At 70.1% G+C, this 17,827-nt stretch carries 14 protein-coding genes and 2 pseudogenes; 10 read left to right on the top strand and 6 right to left on the bottom strand.

Translation table 11 applies throughout. The features are described 5' to 3' along the window. Nucleotides 1–226 precede the first annotated feature (226 nt). Both ACGF2Y_RS31050 and ACGF2Y_RS31045 read left to right on the top strand, forming a co-directional pair. A pseudogene (locus tag ACGF2Y_RS31050) lies at nucleotides 227–1,160 on the top strand (transposase). Then, nucleotides 1,157–1,681, top strand: coding sequence for a hypothetical protein (locus ACGF2Y_RS31045; RefSeq protein ID WP_392954372.1), 525 nt, complete (start codon nucleotides 1,157–1,159; stop codon nucleotides 1,679–1,681). The pseudogene ACGF2Y_RS31050 and the gene ACGF2Y_RS31045 overlap by 4 nt, the downstream one beginning before the upstream one ends. A 121-nt stretch (nucleotides 1,682–1,802) precedes the next feature. On the opposite strand, the gene ACGF2Y_RS31040 is transcribed toward ACGF2Y_RS31045, so the two are convergent. After that, nucleotides 1,803–2,432 carry a TetR family transcriptional regulator gene (locus ACGF2Y_RS31040; RefSeq protein WP_392954370.1) on the bottom strand — a complete coding sequence of 210 codons (630 nt, stop codon included), beginning with the start codon at nucleotides 2,430–2,432 and terminating at the stop codon, nucleotides 1,803–1,805. A gap of 72 nt (nucleotides 2,433–2,504) precedes the next feature. On the opposite strand from ACGF2Y_RS31040, the gene ACGF2Y_RS31035 reads away from it, so the two are divergent. From ACGF2Y_RS31035 to ACGF2Y_RS31025, 3 genes and pseudogenes are all read left to right on the top strand, one after another. Further along, entirely contained in the window at nucleotides 2,505–4,085 is a 1,581-nt protein-coding gene (locus ACGF2Y_RS31035; protein WP_392954368.1) for an MFS transporter, read from the top strand. Nucleotides 4,086–4,581: 496 nt separating this feature from the next. Next, nucleotides 4,582–4,908: pseudogene (locus ACGF2Y_RS31030) on the top strand (transposase); the annotation flags it as partial. Nucleotides 4,909–4,931: 23 nt separating this feature from the next. Further along, nucleotides 4,932–5,324, top strand: coding sequence for a DUF6193 family natural product biosynthesis protein (locus ACGF2Y_RS31025; RefSeq protein WP_392954366.1), 393 nt, complete (start codon nucleotides 4,932–4,934; stop codon nucleotides 5,322–5,324). Between the two features lie 301 nt (nucleotides 5,325–5,625). Here the strand turns inward: ACGF2Y_RS31025 and ACGF2Y_RS31020 are convergent, their stop codons facing one another. The 3 genes from ACGF2Y_RS31020 to ACGF2Y_RS31010 form a co-directional block, all read right to left on the bottom strand. Continuing rightward, the gene (locus ACGF2Y_RS31020; RefSeq protein ID WP_392954364.1) at nucleotides 5,626–6,903 is read right to left on the bottom strand and encodes a serine/threonine-protein kinase; all 1,278 of its coding nucleotides are present in this window, start codon (nucleotides 6,901–6,903) and stop codon (nucleotides 5,626–5,628) included. Nucleotides 6,904–7,410: 507 nt separating this feature from the next. Beyond that, nucleotides 7,411–7,995, bottom strand: coding sequence for a hypothetical protein (locus tag ACGF2Y_RS31015; protein ID WP_392954362.1), 585 nt, complete (start codon nucleotides 7,993–7,995; stop codon nucleotides 7,411–7,413). After that, entirely contained in the window at nucleotides 7,922–8,290 is a 369-nt protein-coding gene (locus ACGF2Y_RS31010; RefSeq protein WP_392954360.1) for a hypothetical protein, read from the bottom strand. The genes ACGF2Y_RS31015 and ACGF2Y_RS31010 overlap by 74 nt, the downstream gene beginning before the upstream one ends. Nucleotides 8,291–8,580: 290 nt before the next feature. Here ACGF2Y_RS31010 and ACGF2Y_RS31005 point away from each other — a divergent pair, with 290 nt between their 5' ends. Then, complete coding sequence (locus ACGF2Y_RS31005) at nucleotides 8,581–9,231, top strand: hypothetical protein (protein ID WP_392954358.1); 651 nt, start codon at nucleotides 8,581–8,583, stop codon at nucleotides 9,229–9,231. Between the two features lie 347 nt (nucleotides 9,232–9,578). Here ACGF2Y_RS31005 and ACGF2Y_RS31000 read toward each other — a convergent pair whose 3' ends face one another. Both ACGF2Y_RS31000 and ACGF2Y_RS30995 read right to left on the bottom strand, forming a co-directional pair. Further along, on the bottom strand, nucleotides 9,579–10,808 hold the full coding sequence (locus ACGF2Y_RS31000; protein WP_392954356.1) for a damage-control phosphatase ARMT1 family protein: 1,230 nt from the start codon (nucleotides 10,806–10,808) through the stop codon (nucleotides 9,579–9,581). A gap of 264 nt (nucleotides 10,809–11,072) precedes the next feature. After that, nucleotides 11,073–11,825, bottom strand: coding sequence for an ATP-binding protein (locus ACGF2Y_RS30995; protein WP_392954354.1), 753 nt, complete (start codon nucleotides 11,823–11,825; stop codon nucleotides 11,073–11,075). Nucleotides 11,826–12,156: 331 nt separating this feature from the next. Here ACGF2Y_RS30995 and ACGF2Y_RS30990 point away from each other — a divergent pair, with 331 nt between their 5' ends. The 4 genes from ACGF2Y_RS30990 (at nucleotide 12,157) to ACGF2Y_RS30975 (ending at nucleotide 17,695) form a co-directional block, all read left to right on the top strand. Further along, a complete protein-coding gene (locus tag ACGF2Y_RS30990; RefSeq protein WP_392954352.1) occupies nucleotides 12,157–13,008 on the top strand; it encodes a helix-turn-helix domain-containing protein in 852 nt (283 codons plus the stop codon). A gap of 11 nt (nucleotides 13,009–13,019) precedes the next feature. Continuing rightward, nucleotides 13,020–13,211: a hypothetical protein gene (locus ACGF2Y_RS30985; RefSeq protein ID WP_392954350.1), complete on the top strand. Its 192-nt coding sequence runs from the start codon at nucleotides 13,020–13,022 to the stop codon at nucleotides 13,209–13,211. Nucleotides 13,212–13,499: 288 nt separating this feature from the next. Next, entirely contained in the window at nucleotides 13,500–13,925 is a 426-nt protein-coding gene (locus tag ACGF2Y_RS30980) for a hypothetical protein (RefSeq protein WP_392954348.1), read from the top strand. Continuing rightward, on the top strand, nucleotides 13,922–17,695 hold the full coding sequence (locus ACGF2Y_RS30975; RefSeq protein WP_392954346.1) for an AAA domain-containing protein: 3,774 nt from the start codon (nucleotides 13,922–13,924) through the stop codon (nucleotides 17,693–17,695). Before ACGF2Y_RS30980 ends, ACGF2Y_RS30975 begins: the two co-directional genes overlap by 4 nt. Nucleotides 17,696–17,827: the final 132 nt, after the last annotated feature.

The raw sequence follows: 17,827 nt of genomic DNA, 5'->3' as shown, positions 1-17,827 counted from the left end.
TCAACTGTCTCCGCGTCATGCACACCGGACTACACGATCCACCCCCGAAGCGAGGGCGAATCCCGCAGATTGATCACGACTCGATACAGGCCCTAAGCTTGTTGTTTAACGTCGCAGGTCACTCGACCTGCTGATCTGCGGTTCTTCTTGGGACAGCGGAGGCGGCCGTTCTCCACGCTTCGAGATATCGAGTCACGAAGTGCACACAAGAGAACGGCCGCTGTGAATGAGTTTCCCTGTCTCTGGGGCCGCGGGCGAGGCGTTGGGTGTCTTGTCCCGCTTTCGGGTTGAGTTCTACGACTGCCTGTACGCCCGCGCGGATGCGCTCTTCGAGCTGACGGACGCCGTGTTGTGCACGGACGGCCCGGTGAAGACGTTGGTCGAGCTGTCGTTGACGGCCGAGCACCGCCGTGGACACGGTGCGATGTACGCGGGGCTCGACCGGGGCTGGCTGGAGCCGGCTCGGCTTCGCCGGTCACTGGCCGGCCTGCCGCTGCCGAGGGCAGCCGACGGGCGGATCGTCCTGGCCGTAGACGTCTCCCACTGGCTGAGGCCGGATGCTCCGACCAGCGACGATCGGCTGTTCTGTCATGTCTACGGACGGGGCGACCGCAGTTCGGACCAGTTCATCCCCGGCTGGCCCTACTCCTTCGTCGCGGCCCTGGAAACAGGCCGTACCTCGTGGGTGGCACTGCTGGACGCGGTGCGGCTGGGACCGGCCGACGACGCGACGGCCGTGACCGCCGCCCAGCTCCGCGAGGTCGTCGACCGGCTGCGCGGAGCGGGGGCACTGGAAGCCGGGCGACCCCGAAATCCTGATCACGATGGACGCCGGTTACGACGTCGCCTACCTCTCCTACGTCCTGGCCGATCTGCCCGTCGTCCTGGCCGGGCGTCTGCGCTCGGACCGCGTCATGCTCCGCGATGCGGGCCCGGCTCGCTCGGGCCCGAAGGGCGGGCGGCCGCGCCGGCACGGAAGCGTGCTGACCTTCGCCAAGCCCGACAGCCGGCACGAGCCCGAGGTCACCACCGGCACGCACACCACCCGCTACGGCGAAGCCCGTGCGATGGCGTGGGACAGGATGCATCCCCGGCTCGGCCACCGCGGCCCCTGGCTGGAGCACGCCGAGGAGGAACTCCCCATCCTGCAGGCACGTTGATCCGCCTTGAGGTCGACCATCTGCTGGGCAACCGCACCCCGAAGCCAGTCTGGCTGTGGTGCTCGGCAACCGCCGCCACCGGCACGGACGTGGACCGGTGGTGGCAGGCATTCCTCCGCAGATTCGATCTTGAGCACACCTTCCGGCTGATGAAACAGACCCTCGGCTGGACCACCCCGAAGATCCGCCACGCGGACACCGCCGACCTGTGGACCTGGCTGATCATCGCCGCCCACACCCAGCTCCGCCTCGCCCGGCCCCTCGCCGAGGACGTCCGCCGTCCCTGGGAACGACCCGCCGAACCTCGCCGGCTCACTCCAGCCAGGGTCCGGCGAGGGTTTCGCAACGTCCGCGCGGCCGCCATCAGCCCAGCAGCCGCACCGAAACCCTCCCGACCCGGCCCAGGCCGCCCCACCGGGTCGACGAACCGCAGGCCAGCACCCCGACACGAACCCGGAAAGACCGTGAAACGCAGCGAAACCCTCACCGAACACCGAAGGGCAAAACAGGAGGTTCATTAAATTTCAAGCTAAAGCCAGCCAAACCACCCCAAACCAAACCTGGGCGCCTTGAGGAAAGGAATAGAGGCCCCCCGGGGTCGGGCGCCCGCATGATTCTGGCGACCTGCTGTGGTCAACCGCCTCACCGCTGGTCCCGCGGAGCTCGGCGGTGGTTGGCGTGCGAGGTGTCCTGGAGTGCGACTCTCAGCGAGGGTGCGAGGTGGCGGACGATTTCATCAGGCGTCATGGATGCCATGGGCTCCAGGCGCAGCAGGTAGCGCGCGGTCATCAGACCGGCCATCTGCGCGGTGAACGCCGCGGCGCGTCTACGCGGGTGGGACCCGCCCAGCCAGGCCGCGATGCGGTCGACGATCTCGCGTTCGAGCACTTCCTTGACGAGCTCGGCGAACATCTCGTCCTGGGCCGCGTTGCGCACCATGGCGAGCAGCGCCGGCCCGGACTGCGGGTCGTCCCACACGGAGAGCATGGCACGGAGGGCGCGTTGGGAGAGGGTCTTGGGGTCGCCTTCCAGGACTTGGGCGACGACCTCGGCAGGGTTGACGGCCAGGGCGAGCGCCGCGCCGAAAAGGCCTTTCTTGGAGCCGAAGAAGTAGCTGATCAGAGCAAGGTCCACGCCTGCCTCCGCGGCAATCGAGCGCAGCGTGACCGCATGGTAGCCCTCGGCCAGAAAGCGGCGGCGGGCCGTTTCGAGGATGACGTCACGGGTGTTGGGGCTGCCGGGCCGACGTCCACGACGCGAGGTTTTATTCATCACAGTTGAAATGCTAGCGGTGCGGTAGCGACTCTGACCGGGTTCCTGCAACCCACTGGAAGGCCCGGAGCCATGCCCCCCGATCAAGCGTCCGCAGGCCGTCACCGCCTCGTCCTCGCGGTCACCTGTCTCGCGCTGGCCACCGTCGTGTCCGCGATGTCCTCGTTGAACGTGGCGCTGCCGTCCATAGCCCGCGAGACCCAGGCCACCCAGACCCAGCTCACCTGGATCGTCGACTCCTACAGCCTGGTGTTCGCCGCGCTGCTGCTGCCCGCCGGTGCGCTCGGCGACCGCTTCGGGCGGCGCAACGCCCTACTCCTCGGTCTGGCGATCTTCGGCGGTGGCTCAGCCGCCGCGCTGCTCACCACCTCCCCGAACATGCTGATCGCGCTGAGAGCTCTGCTGGGCGTCGGTGCCGCGCTCGTCATGCCCGCCACGCTCTCGACCATCACCACCACTTTCCCGCCCTCTCTGCGGGCCCGTGGCGTCAGCACCTGGGCCGCCGTCGCCGGTGCCAGCGCCGTGGTGGGACTACTGGCTTCTGGCTCGCTGCTGACGGTCTGGTCCTGGAGTTCGGTCTTCCTCCTGAACCTGCTGCTCGCCGCAGCCGCCCTGGCGGGCGTGGCACGGTACGTACCGGAGTCCGCCGAACCGGACCAGCCCGCGCTCGACCGCTTCGGGGCACTGTTGGTGGCAGCAGGCCTCGGCGTGCTCGTCTACAGCGTCATCGAGGCCCCCGTGCACGGCTGGAGCAGCGGGATCACCCTGGCCGGCATCACGCTGGGACTGATCGTCCTCACCGGCTTCGTGCTGTGGGAGCTGAAGCGGCGCCACCCGCTCCTGGATCCCAGGCTGTTCCGCCATCCGCGCTTCACGGCCGGCGCACTCTCGATCACCTTTCAGTTCTTCGGGTTCTTCGGGTTCATCTTCGTCGTCATGCAGTACCTCCAGTTCGTCAGGGGGGACAGCGCCCTGGTCGCCGCGCTGAGCGTGCTGCCCATGGCGGCGGCCATGGTGCCGCTGTCGCGCCTCAGCCCCCGCCTCACCGCCCGCTTCGGTATCGGACGTCCCTGGGTCACCGGACTGGTCCTGGTCTCGGTGGGCCTTGCGCTTCTTTCGCAACTGGACCGGGACAGCGGCTACGGACTGATCGCCGCCGCGCTGATGACGCTCGGATCCGGTATGGGGCTGGCGATGACACCGGCCACCACCGCGATCACCGATGCACTGCCGCCGGCCCTGCAGAACGTCGGCTCCGCGGTGAACGACCTCGCCCGCGAACTCGGCGGCGCTCTGGGCATCGCCGTCCTCGGCAGCGTCCTCACCTCCTCCTACCGCAGCAGCCTCCACCTGCCCGGCCTGCCAGAGAACCTGGAGGGAGCCGCGCGTTCATCGATCGCCGCAGCCGCCACGATCGGCGGGCCCGTACTCGACCAGGCCCGCACCGCCTTCATGACCGGCATGGAGGACGCCCTGCTCGTCGGCACCGGCGCAGCACTCTTCGCAGCCCTCGCCATAGCGTTTCTGCTCGCATCCCCCCGCCGGGCCCCCAGAACCGTCCGGAAGGAAACCACCGGAATCCCGCCCGGCGCCCACAGCAACGACTCGGCCCCCCGGCCTTCGGAGAACAAGAAGGCGGCAGAGGGGCTCTGACCCAGGCCAGGTGGTCAGCGTTCTCGGCAGCGACTTCCTCGCCGCCGAGAACGCGACCGGCGCCCAGGTGCCGGGCAAGCTCGCATGCACGGGTTCACCAGCACGGACGCCGACATCGTCACGGACTTGAAGGCCGACAACGGCCTGATCGCCTCCGGCTGAGGCCTTCACCCACCCTCGGAGGCCGTCGCTCTCGCCCTCTGCGGCGTCGTCCCCGAAGAGGGCAGGTGTCGGGTTCGGCTTCGCCCGGGGTCCTCCAGGGCCCTCACCCGGCCGACGCCGGATGCCGAGCAGCCGCTGGAGCGCCTGCTCCCGCGGCAACGGCGCATTGAGCAGCGCCTGCCGCCCGTGGTCGGCCGCACGAAGCACATGGGCGCGTCATGGGAGGTGATAGGGCGTGGCCCCTCCGGACAGACGGGTACACGTTCGTCGGCGGGGGTGAGGTCGGGGCGCAGGCGGTGCCAGGAGGGCTGGCGCAGGCGTCCGGCCTTGGTTCGCCCACACCCAGCTCCGCCTCGCCCGGCCCCTCGCCACAGACCTCCGGCGGCCGTGGGAAAAGCCGTTGCCGCCGCACAAACTCACCCCCGCCCGGGTCCGGCGCGGGTTCCGGAACCTCCGCACGACGACAGGCTCTCCTGCCGGTGCACCGAAACCCACCACACCCGGCCCCGGCCGCCCACCCGGCTCGAAGAACCGGCGGCCCGCAACCCGCTACGACGTGGGACGCGTCCTCGCCACCGGCACGGCCTACCAGCGACCGACCCACCACAAGACAGGGACCAAACCCCGACGAGCAAGCGCCGCCCCCACCCAGCGGACCTGAGTGGTGCCGGTCATGATGTCCCAATGACACTGAGGACATCGAGCGGTGACGCTGTCGAAGCAGGCTGGCAGAAGGTGCGCGCTGACGGACGCGTGCGCCCTGAGCTGCTGGAAGCCGCATATGCCGAACCACGCCTGCGGCAGTTGTTCCCTTGGACCGGCATGGGCGAGCTGCACTTCAGCCGCTGCACCGAACAACGGTGGACGTGGGACATCCCCTACATCCAGCCCGTGGCCGGAGGTAGCTACTGGGTGTCAGGTCCTCTTCGTTCGCAGACCGTGGGGCCTGCGGAGACGGTCGGGGAAGCCGTCACCATGGTTTGGGAGCGCCTTCCCGTCGGCTGCGGGCCGGCCTTCCTCGGCACTCCGGAGGAACTCGCTGCCCACGAGGCGATGCAAGCGCAGCTCAACGGTTAAATGACAAGCTAAGGGCTGTCCCGTAGGTTCGCCGGCAAGGAAGCCGCAACGACTGCCTGCCAAAATCGCCTCGACCGGATGGCAGCGGACAGGGGCGTTCGACAGCGAATCCAGCCGCTTCGGCTTCTCTGACGGCGAATCCAGTCGGGAAAGGGGAGCGCGCTGAGGGTGCCGCGTGTTGGAGGGCGTACGCGGGCGTCGGCATCCGTTGCCGCAATGTGCGGCGGCCAGGTTCGAGGACGCCGTTCCGGTGCGGCCGCTGCCCGGAGGCCGTCGCTGGCCGACTCTGCCTGGCCGTGGGCTATGGCTGCGTGCTCACCCGGCGGGCACGGACATCGTGGTAGACGTACATGGCGATGGTCACCGCCGTCACCAGATAGAAGAGCCACAGGCCATAGATGGGTTGGAGGCCCGGGCCGCCGTCGTGGTAATAAGGCGGGTTGGACGTGGCCTGCCAGCCGAGGCACACCACGACGAGCACCGCTGCGCCATAGCCCGCCGACCTCGTCGGCAACCGAGAGCTCAGAACGAGCAGAATGACCGCCACCAGCAGCGTCGCCACTCCGACGCCGGCTCCGACGGTAGTCACGGCTCCCCAGGCTCGTGAGTTCCACTCGAAGAAGTCCTCTTCCTGCGCGTAGACGATCCGTTTGCCGAACGACATGACGACGCTGTCGTTCCGGCGTCTGCTGTAAGCAGGCAACCTGTAAGCAGGCTGGAACAGGACGATCGTGTGCAGCGCCAGCAGTACCGTCGGCGCGACCAGGCGTTGCCGCCACCCCTTTCTCGTGGACGGCACGTGCCGCAATGTCGTGGGCGTCTCGGACGCGCGCAGCAGCGAAGCGCACTCGATGGCGGAGGGCCGCTGGTCGGGACGTGCAGCGGTCATCCGGGTGAGCAGGGACAGTACGGGCTCGCGGATGGAGGATCGGACCTGGGGCATGAGCTGCGCGACGGGCAGTCGGTGGCCGGTCAGCTTCTCGACCAGGACGATTCCTAGCGCGTAGACGTCCGAAGCAGGTGTGGCGGCGCGGCCTTCGAGCTGTTCGGGGGCCATGTAGCCGGGGGTCCCGAAGTATCTTCCGGTGGCGGTGGCTGTGCGGGTGAGCGAGGCGTCGTCCCGGGCTATCCCGAAGTCCATCAGCACGGTGCGCCCGTCGGCACAGATCATGATGTTGGCGGGTTTGATGTCCCGGTGCACGACCTTCGCCGCGTGCACATGCGCGAGAACGTCCGCCAAGCGCGCCCCGGTCTCCACGATCGAGTCCACGTGCGAGAACTCCCACGTAGCGCCGTCCAGTAACTCCATCACAAGGTAGGGCAGAGACCGACCATCGTGGTCGGTCGTTCCGGCGTCGTGAACCGTCACCACGCTGCCGTGGCGGAGCGAGGCGAGCGTGCGGGCCTCACGCGCGAACCGCTGAGCCGCCTCTGGGTACTGAATGACGCCGGTGACGAACTTGATGGCGACCCGCCGGCCGAGGGTACGGTCCGTCGCTTCCCAGACCTCGCCCAAACCGCCCCTGCCCAGGAAGCGTTCTACCCGGTAGCGGCCCCCGACGGCCATGTCCTCGTGCATCCGATCCCCCTGCCGTCACCCGAGTCGATGAGATGGCCATTAGAGCAGGTCACCACGACGGCGTAGGGACTGAAGGCCACCAGCCGCCCACTCATGACTGGATGCACCGCCATAGAAGCCGAAACGGCTGGGTTCGCTCTCAAACGCCTCGATTGGACGACAAAGGACATCGGTGAACAACTGCTGTCGAAGCTCGTGAATAGAGCCATCCCGCCATCCCTCCGTGCGCTGCCGACAGTGGCCGGCACGCGTCGACGAGCACTTCAAGTCGGGCCGTCCTCTCCGGGCTCGGTCCTCTGATCGCCATCCCGCCTTCGTTTCTCGGGCTCTGGCTCACATTCCGTGAAGTCTGAACGCTGAGTGACGGTTGCAGTCGGTCCCTTGGACAGGTTGTTGACCTCGGGAACGAAAAGTTCGCTGGACGGACTCGGCTTCCTCGTGCGGCACTATCAGCCACACCGCACCCGGCACGGCACGGCACGGCACGGCAATCGCGATGACGCACCGTCAGAGATGCCTCACGGTGGCCGCGCTGTCCGACCAGAGCCAGTTCACGGGCGCGTACTGCTTCTTCAGCGCGGTGCGCTCGCGCCCGTAGCCCTTCAGCGCGGCCTCCACCGCCACCGCCGGGTCGTCCAGCTCCTGCGGCACCGGCACCCGCAGCAGAAGGTGCTGCTTGCGGTGCGCGAGGAGCAGCTCCCCTGCGGGTGTGCACTCCAGCAGGGCGAAGTGGACAAGGGGCTTGAAGGGTTTCTCCGCAGTGGGCATCCGCGCGCGCAGCACCCCGTCGGCGCTCCACGCGTACAGGCCGTAGCGGTTGAGATGGAAGGCACGGGCGCGGTACGGGTCGGCGACGACGGTGAAGTCGAAGCCGGTGAACGGGCTGTCCTCGCGCAGGTGCAAGCCCCCCAGCCGGCCCTGCAGCACCCCGCGGTCGTCGACGAGAACGAAGCTGAACTCCTGCCCCAGGTTGGTCGAACGGTAGGTCTTCCCGAAGACCGGGACGACGAACAGGTCGTCACCGAGTGCTGCCGGGCTTGGAGCTGACGGCGACCGCGCCGTCCGGGAGGACGGCCAGGGTCGTCGCGTCACGCTCCGGTATGGCCGATGGGCCACCGCCCGGCACCGCCTGTCCGAACACGGCGGTGGCGGTGGGCTTTCCGTCGGGCCCGTGGCGGGTGATCAGCTGGTAGCCGAAATCCTGCTCGGCGGGGTCGGCCGAGCCGGCCGCATGCGCGCGGTAGCGGCGCAGGCCGGTCAGCACGTAGGTGTCGCCGGCCGCCGTCGCCACCGTGTGGTCGATCCTGAATCCCCATCCCCCGGCTTCGGGGTCGAGATGGTGGACGTCCAGCAGGGCCTCGGGCACGGTGATCGGCAGCACTGTCATACCGGCATCCTCTCCCCTGCCAGTGACAGTCGTCACTCAGAGTGCCGTCACCGCGCAGGCGATGGGGCAACCTGGCGACGCGACCTGACCCGGGTGAGCGCCTGTCGTTGACGGTGGCCTGTGGGCACGTCGCGCTCCGGTGGCCTGTCATCCCCCGGGCGGAGCGCCCGGATTCGGGCCCGCCGCCCGGCGGAGGCGGTTCGGTCCGGAGCGCGATCCTGAGAGGCATCGTCGGCTGCGAGTCTCGAAGTGCGCGGGCCGGTCCGGCCCGCGGACGGGAAGGAACGCAGATGTTGCAGGCCGGGCAGCCCGGGACCATCGACGATCCGGCAAGCACGCCACTCCTCGGGGGCCGTCTGCGGCGGGCGTGGCGCGCGGCGCACGAGCCCGCTGAAGGGGCGCGGCGCTGGGCCCGGTGGGTCGCCTACGCGGTGCCCCTGGTGGTGCTCCCGTCCGGGATCTGGCGCCTGGGTGTGCTGTTCGACGAGGACAAGCGTGGCGGGTCGATCGAGGACTGGGCGATGAACGGCTACGTCGTCCTCCTCACCCTCGTCTCCGAGATCCTGGCCTTCGCAGCCATCGGGCTGATCGCCCGCTGGGGCGAGGTGTTCCCACGCTGGGTGCCGGTGCTGCGCGGGCGGCGGGTGCCGACCGCCGCCGCGGTCCTCCCCGCCACGATCGGAGCGACGATCCTGACCCTCGTCTTCACGGTCATCGCGATCGTCACCACGGTCACCCAGTCCAAGACCAACGGCGACCCGCTGCCGGCCGACTTCCCGAGCAAGGCCGGTGGCTGGGAGACCGTCTACTTCTACGCCTGCTACGTCCCCCTGGTTCTCTGGGGCCCGATGCTCGGCGTCCTGACGTACGCGTACTGGCGTCGGCGCAGGTCGGCTACGTCCGGGCCGCTGCTGCCGTCAGGAGTCAGCAGCACGAGGTGACCGGCTGGGCCCAAGGCCCCGGTGTCAACGGACAGGGGCTGTCGTCACGTGATCCCTGCCGGACAGGCCGGCCGCCACGGGCCGACGCGCGCCGGACGACCGGCTTCGCTGCCCAGGGACAGGGACAGGGACAGGGAAGGGCAGGGACAGGGAGGGGCAGGGGCGGGGGCAGACGGACGGGCGCCGGCCATCCGCCGGGGGCCTCCCGCACGTGACGCGTGTTCATGGCCCTGGTCTCGGGCACGGCATCACACACAAGCCCTCGGCTCAGCAGTTCGGGGCGGTGGCATCGGCCGGACCGGCGATGTCCGGGAAGAGGCCCACCGGTTGCACCGCTTGCCCCCGCCCTACCGCCGCACCTGAATCAGCGCGTGCGTGCCACTGGTACGCCAGGCGTCCCCGGACCGCTCCAGAGCGTCCACCGCTCCCTCCTCCAGGCCGACGATGACATCGGACTTCAGGGTCCGGAGCGCCGCGACGGCCCCCGGGAAGTACCTGGTGAGATCGGCGAAGGACGCCGTCGCGTCCCACAACTGGTCGCCCACCAGGCGACGGTAGTTCAGGTCGCCCTTCAGGATGGTGAGCGCGACGCCCCCGAACTCGCCGCGAAGGCCCTCAGGCATCTCCCCGTACGGCTGCGGAGCACAGAAGAACGGGTGGGTGCGGACCTCCAGGTTTCCTGCCCCCATGGCCTTCCACAACCGGCCGCCGATCCTGCCGGCTTCACCGGGCGCCTCGGCGAGGCGACGGAGGCAGTCGACGACGTCAGCCGTCATCGCGTCGGAGACGTAGTAGGGGTAGGGCTTCACATGAAGCACGACCCGGTCGGCATGCCGCTGCTCCAGGAGGTGGTCGATGAGGGTCAGGTCGGGGATCAGCTCCCGGCCCGCGTTGTCCGCCACCACGGCGACCGTGGAGCCCGCCCCGACGGGCAGAAGCCGCCACAGCAGGACGCTGTCGTCGGCGACCAGCGCGGGATCTGCGGTATCTCCGGCCGTCGGCTCCCCCGCCGCGACACGGAAGCCGAGGTCCGCGCGGTTGCCCCAGAGCGAGGCGTGCAGAAGAGCCGTGGCCCGCTCCCCGGCCGGCACGTTCGCGAGCTCGTCCAGGGCACGCAGTTCCTCTTCCACCGCGTCGCCTCCCAGTTCGGCCTTCTTGAACGGCGCGAACGGATCGACTCCCCGCCACGGGCCGGTGCCGAAGTACCCGACCGCACCGAGGAGTCGGCGGTAGAAGTAGCTCTCCGCCCACAGGAACGGAGCGTCGTACCAGGAGCGGCCGAAGTACTCCTGTCCCGAGGCCGCCCAGCGCCCGTGGTCGCGTTCCCCGGGGGCAAGCGGTTCGACAACGCCGTCGGTGATCTCGTCCAGCAGGGCGTCGAGGGCCTCGTGCTGCCGTGGACCGTACGGGAACGCGTCCCGCACCTGCTGGACAAGAGCAGGGTGGCGCTTGGCCAGCACACCCCAGGCGAACGAACCGGGCTCGTTGCTCAGGATGACCGGAGCGTCCGACGCGGCGGCCGCCTTGGGGACGTCGGCAGCCTCGTCACCCGAGGCGCGGTAGGTCTTCTCTGTCATGGTGTCCAAACCCTTCGTTGCTCGCTCATGTGTCCGTGATCCCCGGGGCGACGACGCCCGCCGCGTTCCGCCAGCACTTCCCTCGTACCACGATGTAGTACCGCGATATGGCCGGTTACCGCCCGCCTGCGCCGACGAACAGCGGCGAGGACGGCTGCGAGGACAGTGGCTGGTTCGCTCGGCCACCGCCCTCGACCAGCACCCGCCCGGAAGCGGAACCGGGCGCTACGAAGTCGGGGGCGGCGATATAAGGAGTGCGCGGTGTCAGGCGGCTCGCCCGGGGGCCGCTCCGGAGGCAGCGTCAGACACCGGAGGAACGGGCGTGGCGGGCGGGGCAGGTGGGACGCGTACGAGCGTGGCCCAGGTGCACACACCGGCGGCGGGCGGCTGGGCGGCGGCGAAACCCCACTCCCCCTGGTGCCTCTCGGACAGTTCGCGAACCACCGCGAGGGAGACCTTGCGCCGCTCGGCGCACTGACCGGCGAGACGAGGCGCGAAGTGCGGGGCATGCGTGTCATGCACGACCACCTGAAGTACGCCGTCGGCCCGACGGAGCACCAGATGAACCATCTCTCCGGCCCCGGTGAAGCGGCAGGCGTGGACGGCGAGTTCGTGGACGAGTTCGAGCGCCGGCTCGATCAGCTCGTCCTCGACTCCGTGCACGTCGAGTACGGCGTCCGCCGCCTCGTGCGCGATCAGCGGGGTTGCGGTGGCGGAGGGAGGTGTCAGGCCGTAGACGAAGCGGGCGGCGGACGGCTCCCCGAGGTCCGGCGGGGGTGGCGGGCACTGCGTCACCCCCGCCGGGGCCCGAAGGGCGAACGGCGAGCCGAGAACGTAGGCGGGGAGGCCGGATCGCGGCCCGCCTCCTGCCCGTTCACGGCCGCTGCGGACGACGGGTTCGACGCCGGCCGCCGAGGCGGGAGCCGGATCGGAGACGGGGGCGGACGCGATGGCGGACACGGGGCCGGACGCGGTGGGGGACGCGGGGACGGACACGATGGGCACGTTTTCGGGCATGACGACTCCGTTGGACGGCGCGGACGTTGGAGCATGGCCGCATCGATCACGACGCGGGTGACTTGTCGAGAGGCTCGTACGGCACATGAATCGTTCGGCGACGCGGCGCGTGGCAGTGGCTCGTCTCCCTGGCGCGAGCCCACCCCTCCCAGGGCAGGAGGACACGGGCAGGCTCACGCGATGCTCTTCTCATTGCCTTGCGTGAGCGTCTCGTGACTTAAGGTAGGGCAACAGGTGGCTCATGTACCACTCATCCCGGAGATTCACCCCGAATGGATTGCGCGAGGCTCACCCGGCAGACTGGCCCACGGCCCGAGGAGAGAGGCGATCGATGCCGCCACGCACCACCCCCACGCAGCGTCAACGCAGGCTGGGCGCAGAGGTAAAGAAGTTGCGCACGGAGGCAGGGCTCACCGCCGAGTACGTTGCGGGCCTGCTCGGAATCGACCGGGGCAAGATCTCCAACATCGAGTCAGGCATCCGCACGATCAGTCCGGACCGGCTGCGAACGCTGGCGACGCACTGCGCCTGCGCGGACGAGCAGTACCTGATCGCTCTCGAAGAGATGGCCCAGCCGGCCAAACCCCAGTGGTGGCACGAGTATCGAGGCAGGGTCTCGCCAGGGCTGCTCGACATCGTCGAGCTGGAGTGGCACGCCAGCAGCATCCAGACGGCACAGACCGCCCACGTACCTGGCCTGCTTCAGACGGAGGACTACGCTCGCAGCATCTTCGCCGCCGTGCTACCGCCCCTCCCGCACCCCGAAGTCGAGCTGCGCCTGGCCCATCGCATGGACCGGCAGCGCGTGCTGGAACGCGCGGAGCCGCCGGCCTACACGGGGTACATCCACGAGGCCGCCCTGCGCATGCTCTTCGGAGGACGTGACGCCACCAGGGAGCAGCTGAAGGCTCTGATCGAGTGGAGCGAGAGGGACAACGTCCGGGTGCGAGTCATCCCGTTCGAACTCGGCAGCTTCCCTGGGGCAGGGCATGCCGCTCTGTACGCGAAGGGCCCGGTACCCCAGCTCGACACAGTGCAACTCGATACGGCACACGGCCCCGCGTTCATGCATGCCGAGCTGCAACTGTCGAAGTACCGGGCTCACTTGGAGTGGATGGACCGCATGAGTCTGTCCGTCACAGCATCGCGAGACCTCATCCGCAATATCATCAAGGACCTGTGAGGAGACCGATCGTGACAGACATCGAGTGGGAAGCCCCTTTCTGCGGAGAGGGCAACAACTGCTTCCGTATCGGCACCGACGCGGACGGCAACGCCTACATAGCCGTAGCGGGCCAGGAGGACACCTACCTCACAGACACCCGCGAGGCGTTGAGCGCACTCATCCAGGACATCAAGGCGGGCAAGGCCGACCATCTGCTGTGACGGCCCGGGGCAGGCCCGTGCGCCGCACGGCTGACGCCGCGCCCGTCCTCACGCGGGCCGGGCACCGGGCCGGGGAACAGAGCCAGAGCCGGCCGGTCGCCGGGCACCGGGCCGGGGAACACAGTCGGCCGGTCGCCGGGTCGGCCGACCGGGCACCGCCCCTCCGAAGCTCGGACGTGGCCGGATGCCGCCCTTCCCGTACGGCCTCGGCTGTCCCTCACGGAGGCCCGCGTGCCAAAGTCGCCGGACGGACCGAGCGAGCACAGACGCGAACGCAAGGAGCAGCACATGCGCGACGGGGGATCGCCGTGGACACTCACCGTGGCCACGGGCGGCGACACACTCCGGCAGGAACGCCTCACCCGGGATCTCCACGACACCCTGCACAGGGCGGACGGTCTCGTCGTCGGCTTCCATGACGCCGACGGGCCGGCCGAACCGGGCCGCAAGGGTACGGGCGTCGGTGAGGTGGCTCTCTGGGCCGCTACCACCGCCGGCGCCGCCGCCGTCGCCCGCCCGGCGTCCCAGGTCCTGATCACCCTGATCAAGGAGTGGTGCGCCAAGGAGCGGCACCGCAGGGTCGTGGTCACCGTCGGGGACGACTCCATCGAGATCACCGGGCGTCCGGACGCGGCGCAGGAGCGCATGGTCCGGGAGTTCCAGGACCGGGTCGTCGGCGACGACGGTCCCGCATCGGATGACGGCGCGGCGTGACCCGCCTGCACAAGCGCCGGGCCCTCCTGATCGGCAACGAGCACTACGACGACGGCCACTTCTCGCCGCTCGCTTCCGTACGGGCGGACGTATGGGGACTCGCCCAGGTCCTGAAGCACCGCAGCATCGGCAACTTCGTCTCCGTACAGACCGAATCCGATCTCACCGCGGACGGCATGCGGGCGGCCATCGGAGAGTTCCTCCAGGAGCGCGACGAGGACGAACTCGCGCTCGTGTACGTCTCCGGGCACGGTGTGCGCACCGTGCGTGACGGCGGCGAGTTCCACTTCGTCGCCAAGGACACCGACTACGACCGGGTGGCCGCGACCGGTGTCAGCGCCGGTTTCCTCAACGACGCGCTGGAGGAGTGCGTCGCCCCGCAGAAGATCGTGATGATCGACTGCTGCCGCAGCGGCGGGTTCGCCATGGGGCTGCGTACGTCGGACCGGCAGGACGACGGCTCCGTGGCCAAGTCCGCCGAGCGGCCCCCGCTGACCAGCAGGGGCGTGTACGTCCTGTCGTCCTCGCGGGCCGGGGAGGACTCGTACGCGGACGCGGGCGACGACGTGAAGCCGTCGGCGTTCACCGGCGAGGTCATCGAGGCGCTGCGCACGGGGAAGGTCAGCAAGGACGGCGGCAGCGCGGTAACGGTCAGCGACCTGTTCCACCACGTCAACCGGCGCATGCGCGCCCAGGACGGCGGGCGTCAGGTGCCCGTGCAGTCCGCGCTCGGCGTCGACGACCGCATCGTCATCGCGGACAGCCCCTTCGGCCTGGCCCCCGTCCTCGATCCTCTGAGTTCCCGGCCCCGGACCGCCGCCGCCGCCGGAGAGGCGACACCGCCAGGTGCCGCGAAATCCGCTCACGCGCAGCCCACCTGGACCAACCTCCTGGACTACTACCGCGAGTGCGTCCTGGCCGAGAGCGCCGAGACACCGCTGATGGAAGTGAGCCGCCAGGACACGTCGTACGTGTGCCTGGACGGTGCGGAGAGGTTCATCTCCGGAGACGTCGACGACGACGGCTGCGTCTCGCTCCCCGCGGAAGCGGCGCCGCTGGTGGACTCGGCGGCCGAGGAGGACGCCGAACTCTGGGCGGGATACCCGGCCGTGGTCCTCACCGGGCCGCGCACCGGGCGCCCCTGGCAGCAGCCGAAGTTCGCGCCCCTGCTGGTACGCCGGGTCGAGATCGTCCAGGACGAGGGCGAGGTGCGGCTGAAGCCGTACGGCCCGGTCCAGCCGCATCCTCAGCTGGCGCACGACTGGCTGGGCGAGGACGAGGCCAACCAGCTCATCGACACGTTTCAGCCGTCCTGGCATCGAGGACAGCACGACCGGATGGCGGTGGAGGTACGGAACCTCCTCACGCAGGAGTTCGAGCTGCCGTGCGTGCAGGAACTCCGTCCGGACCAGCTCGCCGACCGCATCGACGTCCGCACGCCCGGCCACGGGGCCCGCAACACCGCGGTCCTGTTCGCGGCGCGCCCCCAGACAGGTTTCACGAAGAGTCTCCTCAACGACTTCGCCGGCATCGCCGAACAGACGGACCGGATCGGGAAGACCGCCCTCGGCGCCCTCGCGCCCGACGCCTCGCAGCGCGCCCGAGCCCTCGCCCACACGGACCCCGGCCCGGTGCGCCTCGTGACGCCGCTGCCCTCCAACGAGGCGCAGACCGCGGTGCTCCGGTCCGCCATGACCCGCCGCCTGACCGTGGCCACCGGCCCACCCGGCACCGGCAAGAGCCAGTTGGTCGCCAATCTCGTGGCCACGGCGATCGCGGCGGGCCAGACCGTGCTGGTCGCGTCCACCAACAACGATGCCGTGGACGAGGTCTGGCGTCGCTGCGACGCGCTGGTGCCCGGCAGCGTCGTACGCACCGGTTCGGCGCGGAAGAACGGCACCGGCAAGAGCAACGCGGAGCACGAGGCCGCCGCGCTGCACGCGCTGCGCACCGGCGCGGAGCCGTCCACCACCGTGGCCACGGCGTCGGTGGCCGCCACGCTGGCCACCGAACGTCTGGCGGACGTACGGCAGGGGCTGGCCCACATCGCGGAGGCCGAGCTGCGGCTTCGCCGGGCGGGCGAAGCCCGCGCCCACCACGCGGAACAGCTCGGGATCGCCGCCGCCGTACTCCCGGACCTGCTCGGTGGTCCACCCCGGCCGAGGGAGCTGGCGGACACAGCGCACCGCCTCTCCCGCGCGCGCTTCCTCGGATCGTGGCGCCGATCCCGTTTCCTGCGCAAGGCCGGTCTGGAGGCGTACACCGGTGACCCCGCCGCGGGCTGCCTCGCGCTCGCCGGCTTCGCCGCGGCCGAGGCGCAGTGGCGTGACGGGCGCGAGCACGCGGCCACCGTTGACGACACGGCGCTCTCGCGCACCCTGCGCGCAGCGGAGAGCGCCGTGCAGGACGCCGCACGCACGCTCCTCGCCACCAAGGTCCAAGCCGCAGCCTGGGCCGGACGCCGCCGCATCCTGGACCTGTTGGCGGCCCGGGACGGCAAGCGCAGCGACTGGCCGCAGATGCGGAGGGTCCTGGGCCGCTCGGACGGCTCCACGGATGCGCCCGCGGTGGCCGGGTGGGCGGTCACCAGTCTTTCCGCCCGGCGGTTCCCGCTGGGCCCGGCCCTGTTCGATCTCGTCGTCATCGACGAGGCCAGCCAGTGCGCCATCCCCCAGGTCCTGCCGCTGCTGTTCCGCGCGCGGCGCGCCCTGGTCATCGGCGACCCCATGCAGCTCACGCACATCACGAAGACCAGCCCGCACCGCGAGGCTCTCATCCGGCGCGGGAACGGGTTGCGGTCCGACTGGCTGGAAAGGCACCACCTCGCCTACCGGCGCCACTCCGCCTTCCACGCGGCCGAGCAGTCCGCGGGCGGCACCTTGCTTCTCGACGAGCACTTCCGCTGCCATCCGCACATCGCCGCGATCTCCAACGAGTTCTTCTACGACGGCGGGCTGACCATTCTCACCGACACCCGTGGCCGACCCGCTCTGGAGCACCGCTCAGCCGTCATCTGGACGGATGTGACCGGGCGCGCCGCCCGCCCTCCGTTCGGTGGCTCCTGGGTCAACGAGGACGAGATCCGCAAAGTGCTCGCCAGCGTCACGTACCTGCTGGACCAGCTGCCGCCCGAGGCCACCGTCGGCGTCGTCACGCCCTTCGCGCCTCAGGCCGAAGCGCTGCGCAAGCGGCTGCGGCCGTACGACGAGGAGCGTCTGCGCATCGGTACGGTGCACACCTTCCAGGGCGGCGAACGCGACGTCATGGTGTTCTCGCTCGTCGCCGGCGAAGGCATGCATCCGGGCGCCGTCGAGTGGGTCGGCGGACAGCTGAACCTGTGGAACGTCGCCATCACCCGGGCCCGCGGTCACCTCATCGTGGTGGGGGACAAGGAGCTCTGGCGACAGCGGGGAGGCGTGGGCGCCGCACTGCTGGAGGCCGCGGAGCGGGACGGCGTACCCTCGGGTCGCGGAGACGAGGACGTGCTGCTCAAACGCCTGTACCAGACCCTCTCCCGCGCGGCGGAAGCCACGGTCACGCTGGGCGAGACCGTGCACGGGCATGCCGCGGACGCCGTGGTGCGTGGCGCCGGCGGGGCGGCCTCCCAGGCCGTGCTTCTCGATCGGGGGGTGGAGGAGGACGGCGACGCGGCGCGCCACCTGCGGCTCATGCTGCACCGTCGGAACCTGCTGGCGAGCGGTGACGGCGAAGCCGAAGCGGTACGTTGGCCGGCCTGGCGGCTGTACGACGCCGACGAGCGGCGGGGGTGACCTCCGGGCCCTGCCCCCCTGGTCCGGCCGGGCACGCTCACTCCGTACGCCTGACTCCGGCGTGCCCGGAGGCGGTTCGCCGACCTCCCGGACCAGTTCCGGCCACCCCGCACCGCCTGTCGGACCCGCTGC

This window comes from Streptomyces sp. NPDC048142 (assembly GCF_043202835.1).
Taxonomy (GTDB): Bacteria; Actinomycetota; Actinomycetes; order Streptomycetales; family Streptomycetaceae; genus Streptomyces.
The sequence above is the reverse complement of the archived record's forward strand: the minus strand, read 5'-3'. Positions and strand labels throughout refer to the sequence as shown.

Excerpts from the sequence above, each read along its gene's own strand:
- ACGF2Y_RS30995 (WP_392954354.1), bottom strand. The coding sequence starts at position 11,825 with ATGCCCGAAAACGTGCCCATCGTGTCCGTCCCCGCGTCCCCCACCGCG.
- ACGF2Y_RS30990 (WP_392954352.1), top strand. The coding sequence starts at position 12,157 with ATGCCGCCACGCACCACCCCCACGCAGCGTCAACGCAGGCTGGGCGCA.
- ACGF2Y_RS31035 (WP_392954368.1), top strand. The coding sequence starts at position 2,505 with ATGCCCCCCGATCAAGCGTCCGCAGGCCGTCACCGCCTCGTCCTCGCG.
- ACGF2Y_RS31020 (WP_392954364.1), bottom strand. The coding sequence starts at position 6,903 with ATGCACGAGGACATGGCCGTCGGGGGCCGCTACCGGGTAGAACGCTTC.
- ACGF2Y_RS31025 (WP_392954366.1), top strand. The coding sequence starts at position 4,932 with ATGACACTGAGGACATCGAGCGGTGACGCTGTCGAAGCAGGCTGGCAG.
- ACGF2Y_RS31000 (WP_392954356.1), bottom strand. The coding sequence starts at position 10,808 with ATGACAGAGAAGACCTACCGCGCCTCGGGTGACGAGGCTGCCGACGTC.
- ACGF2Y_RS31010 (WP_392954360.1), bottom strand. The coding sequence starts at position 8,290 with ATGACAGTGCTGCCGATCACCGTGCCCGAGGCCCTGCTGGACGTCCAC.
- ACGF2Y_RS31040 (WP_392954370.1), bottom strand. The coding sequence starts at position 2,432 with ATGAATAAAACCTCGCGTCGTGGACGTCGGCCCGGCAGCCCCAACACC.
- ACGF2Y_RS30980 (WP_392954348.1), top strand. The coding sequence starts at position 13,500 with ATGCGCGACGGGGGATCGCCGTGGACACTCACCGTGGCCACGGGCGGC.
- ACGF2Y_RS31005 (WP_392954358.1), top strand. The coding sequence starts at position 8,581 with ATGTTGCAGGCCGGGCAGCCCGGGACCATCGACGATCCGGCAAGCACG.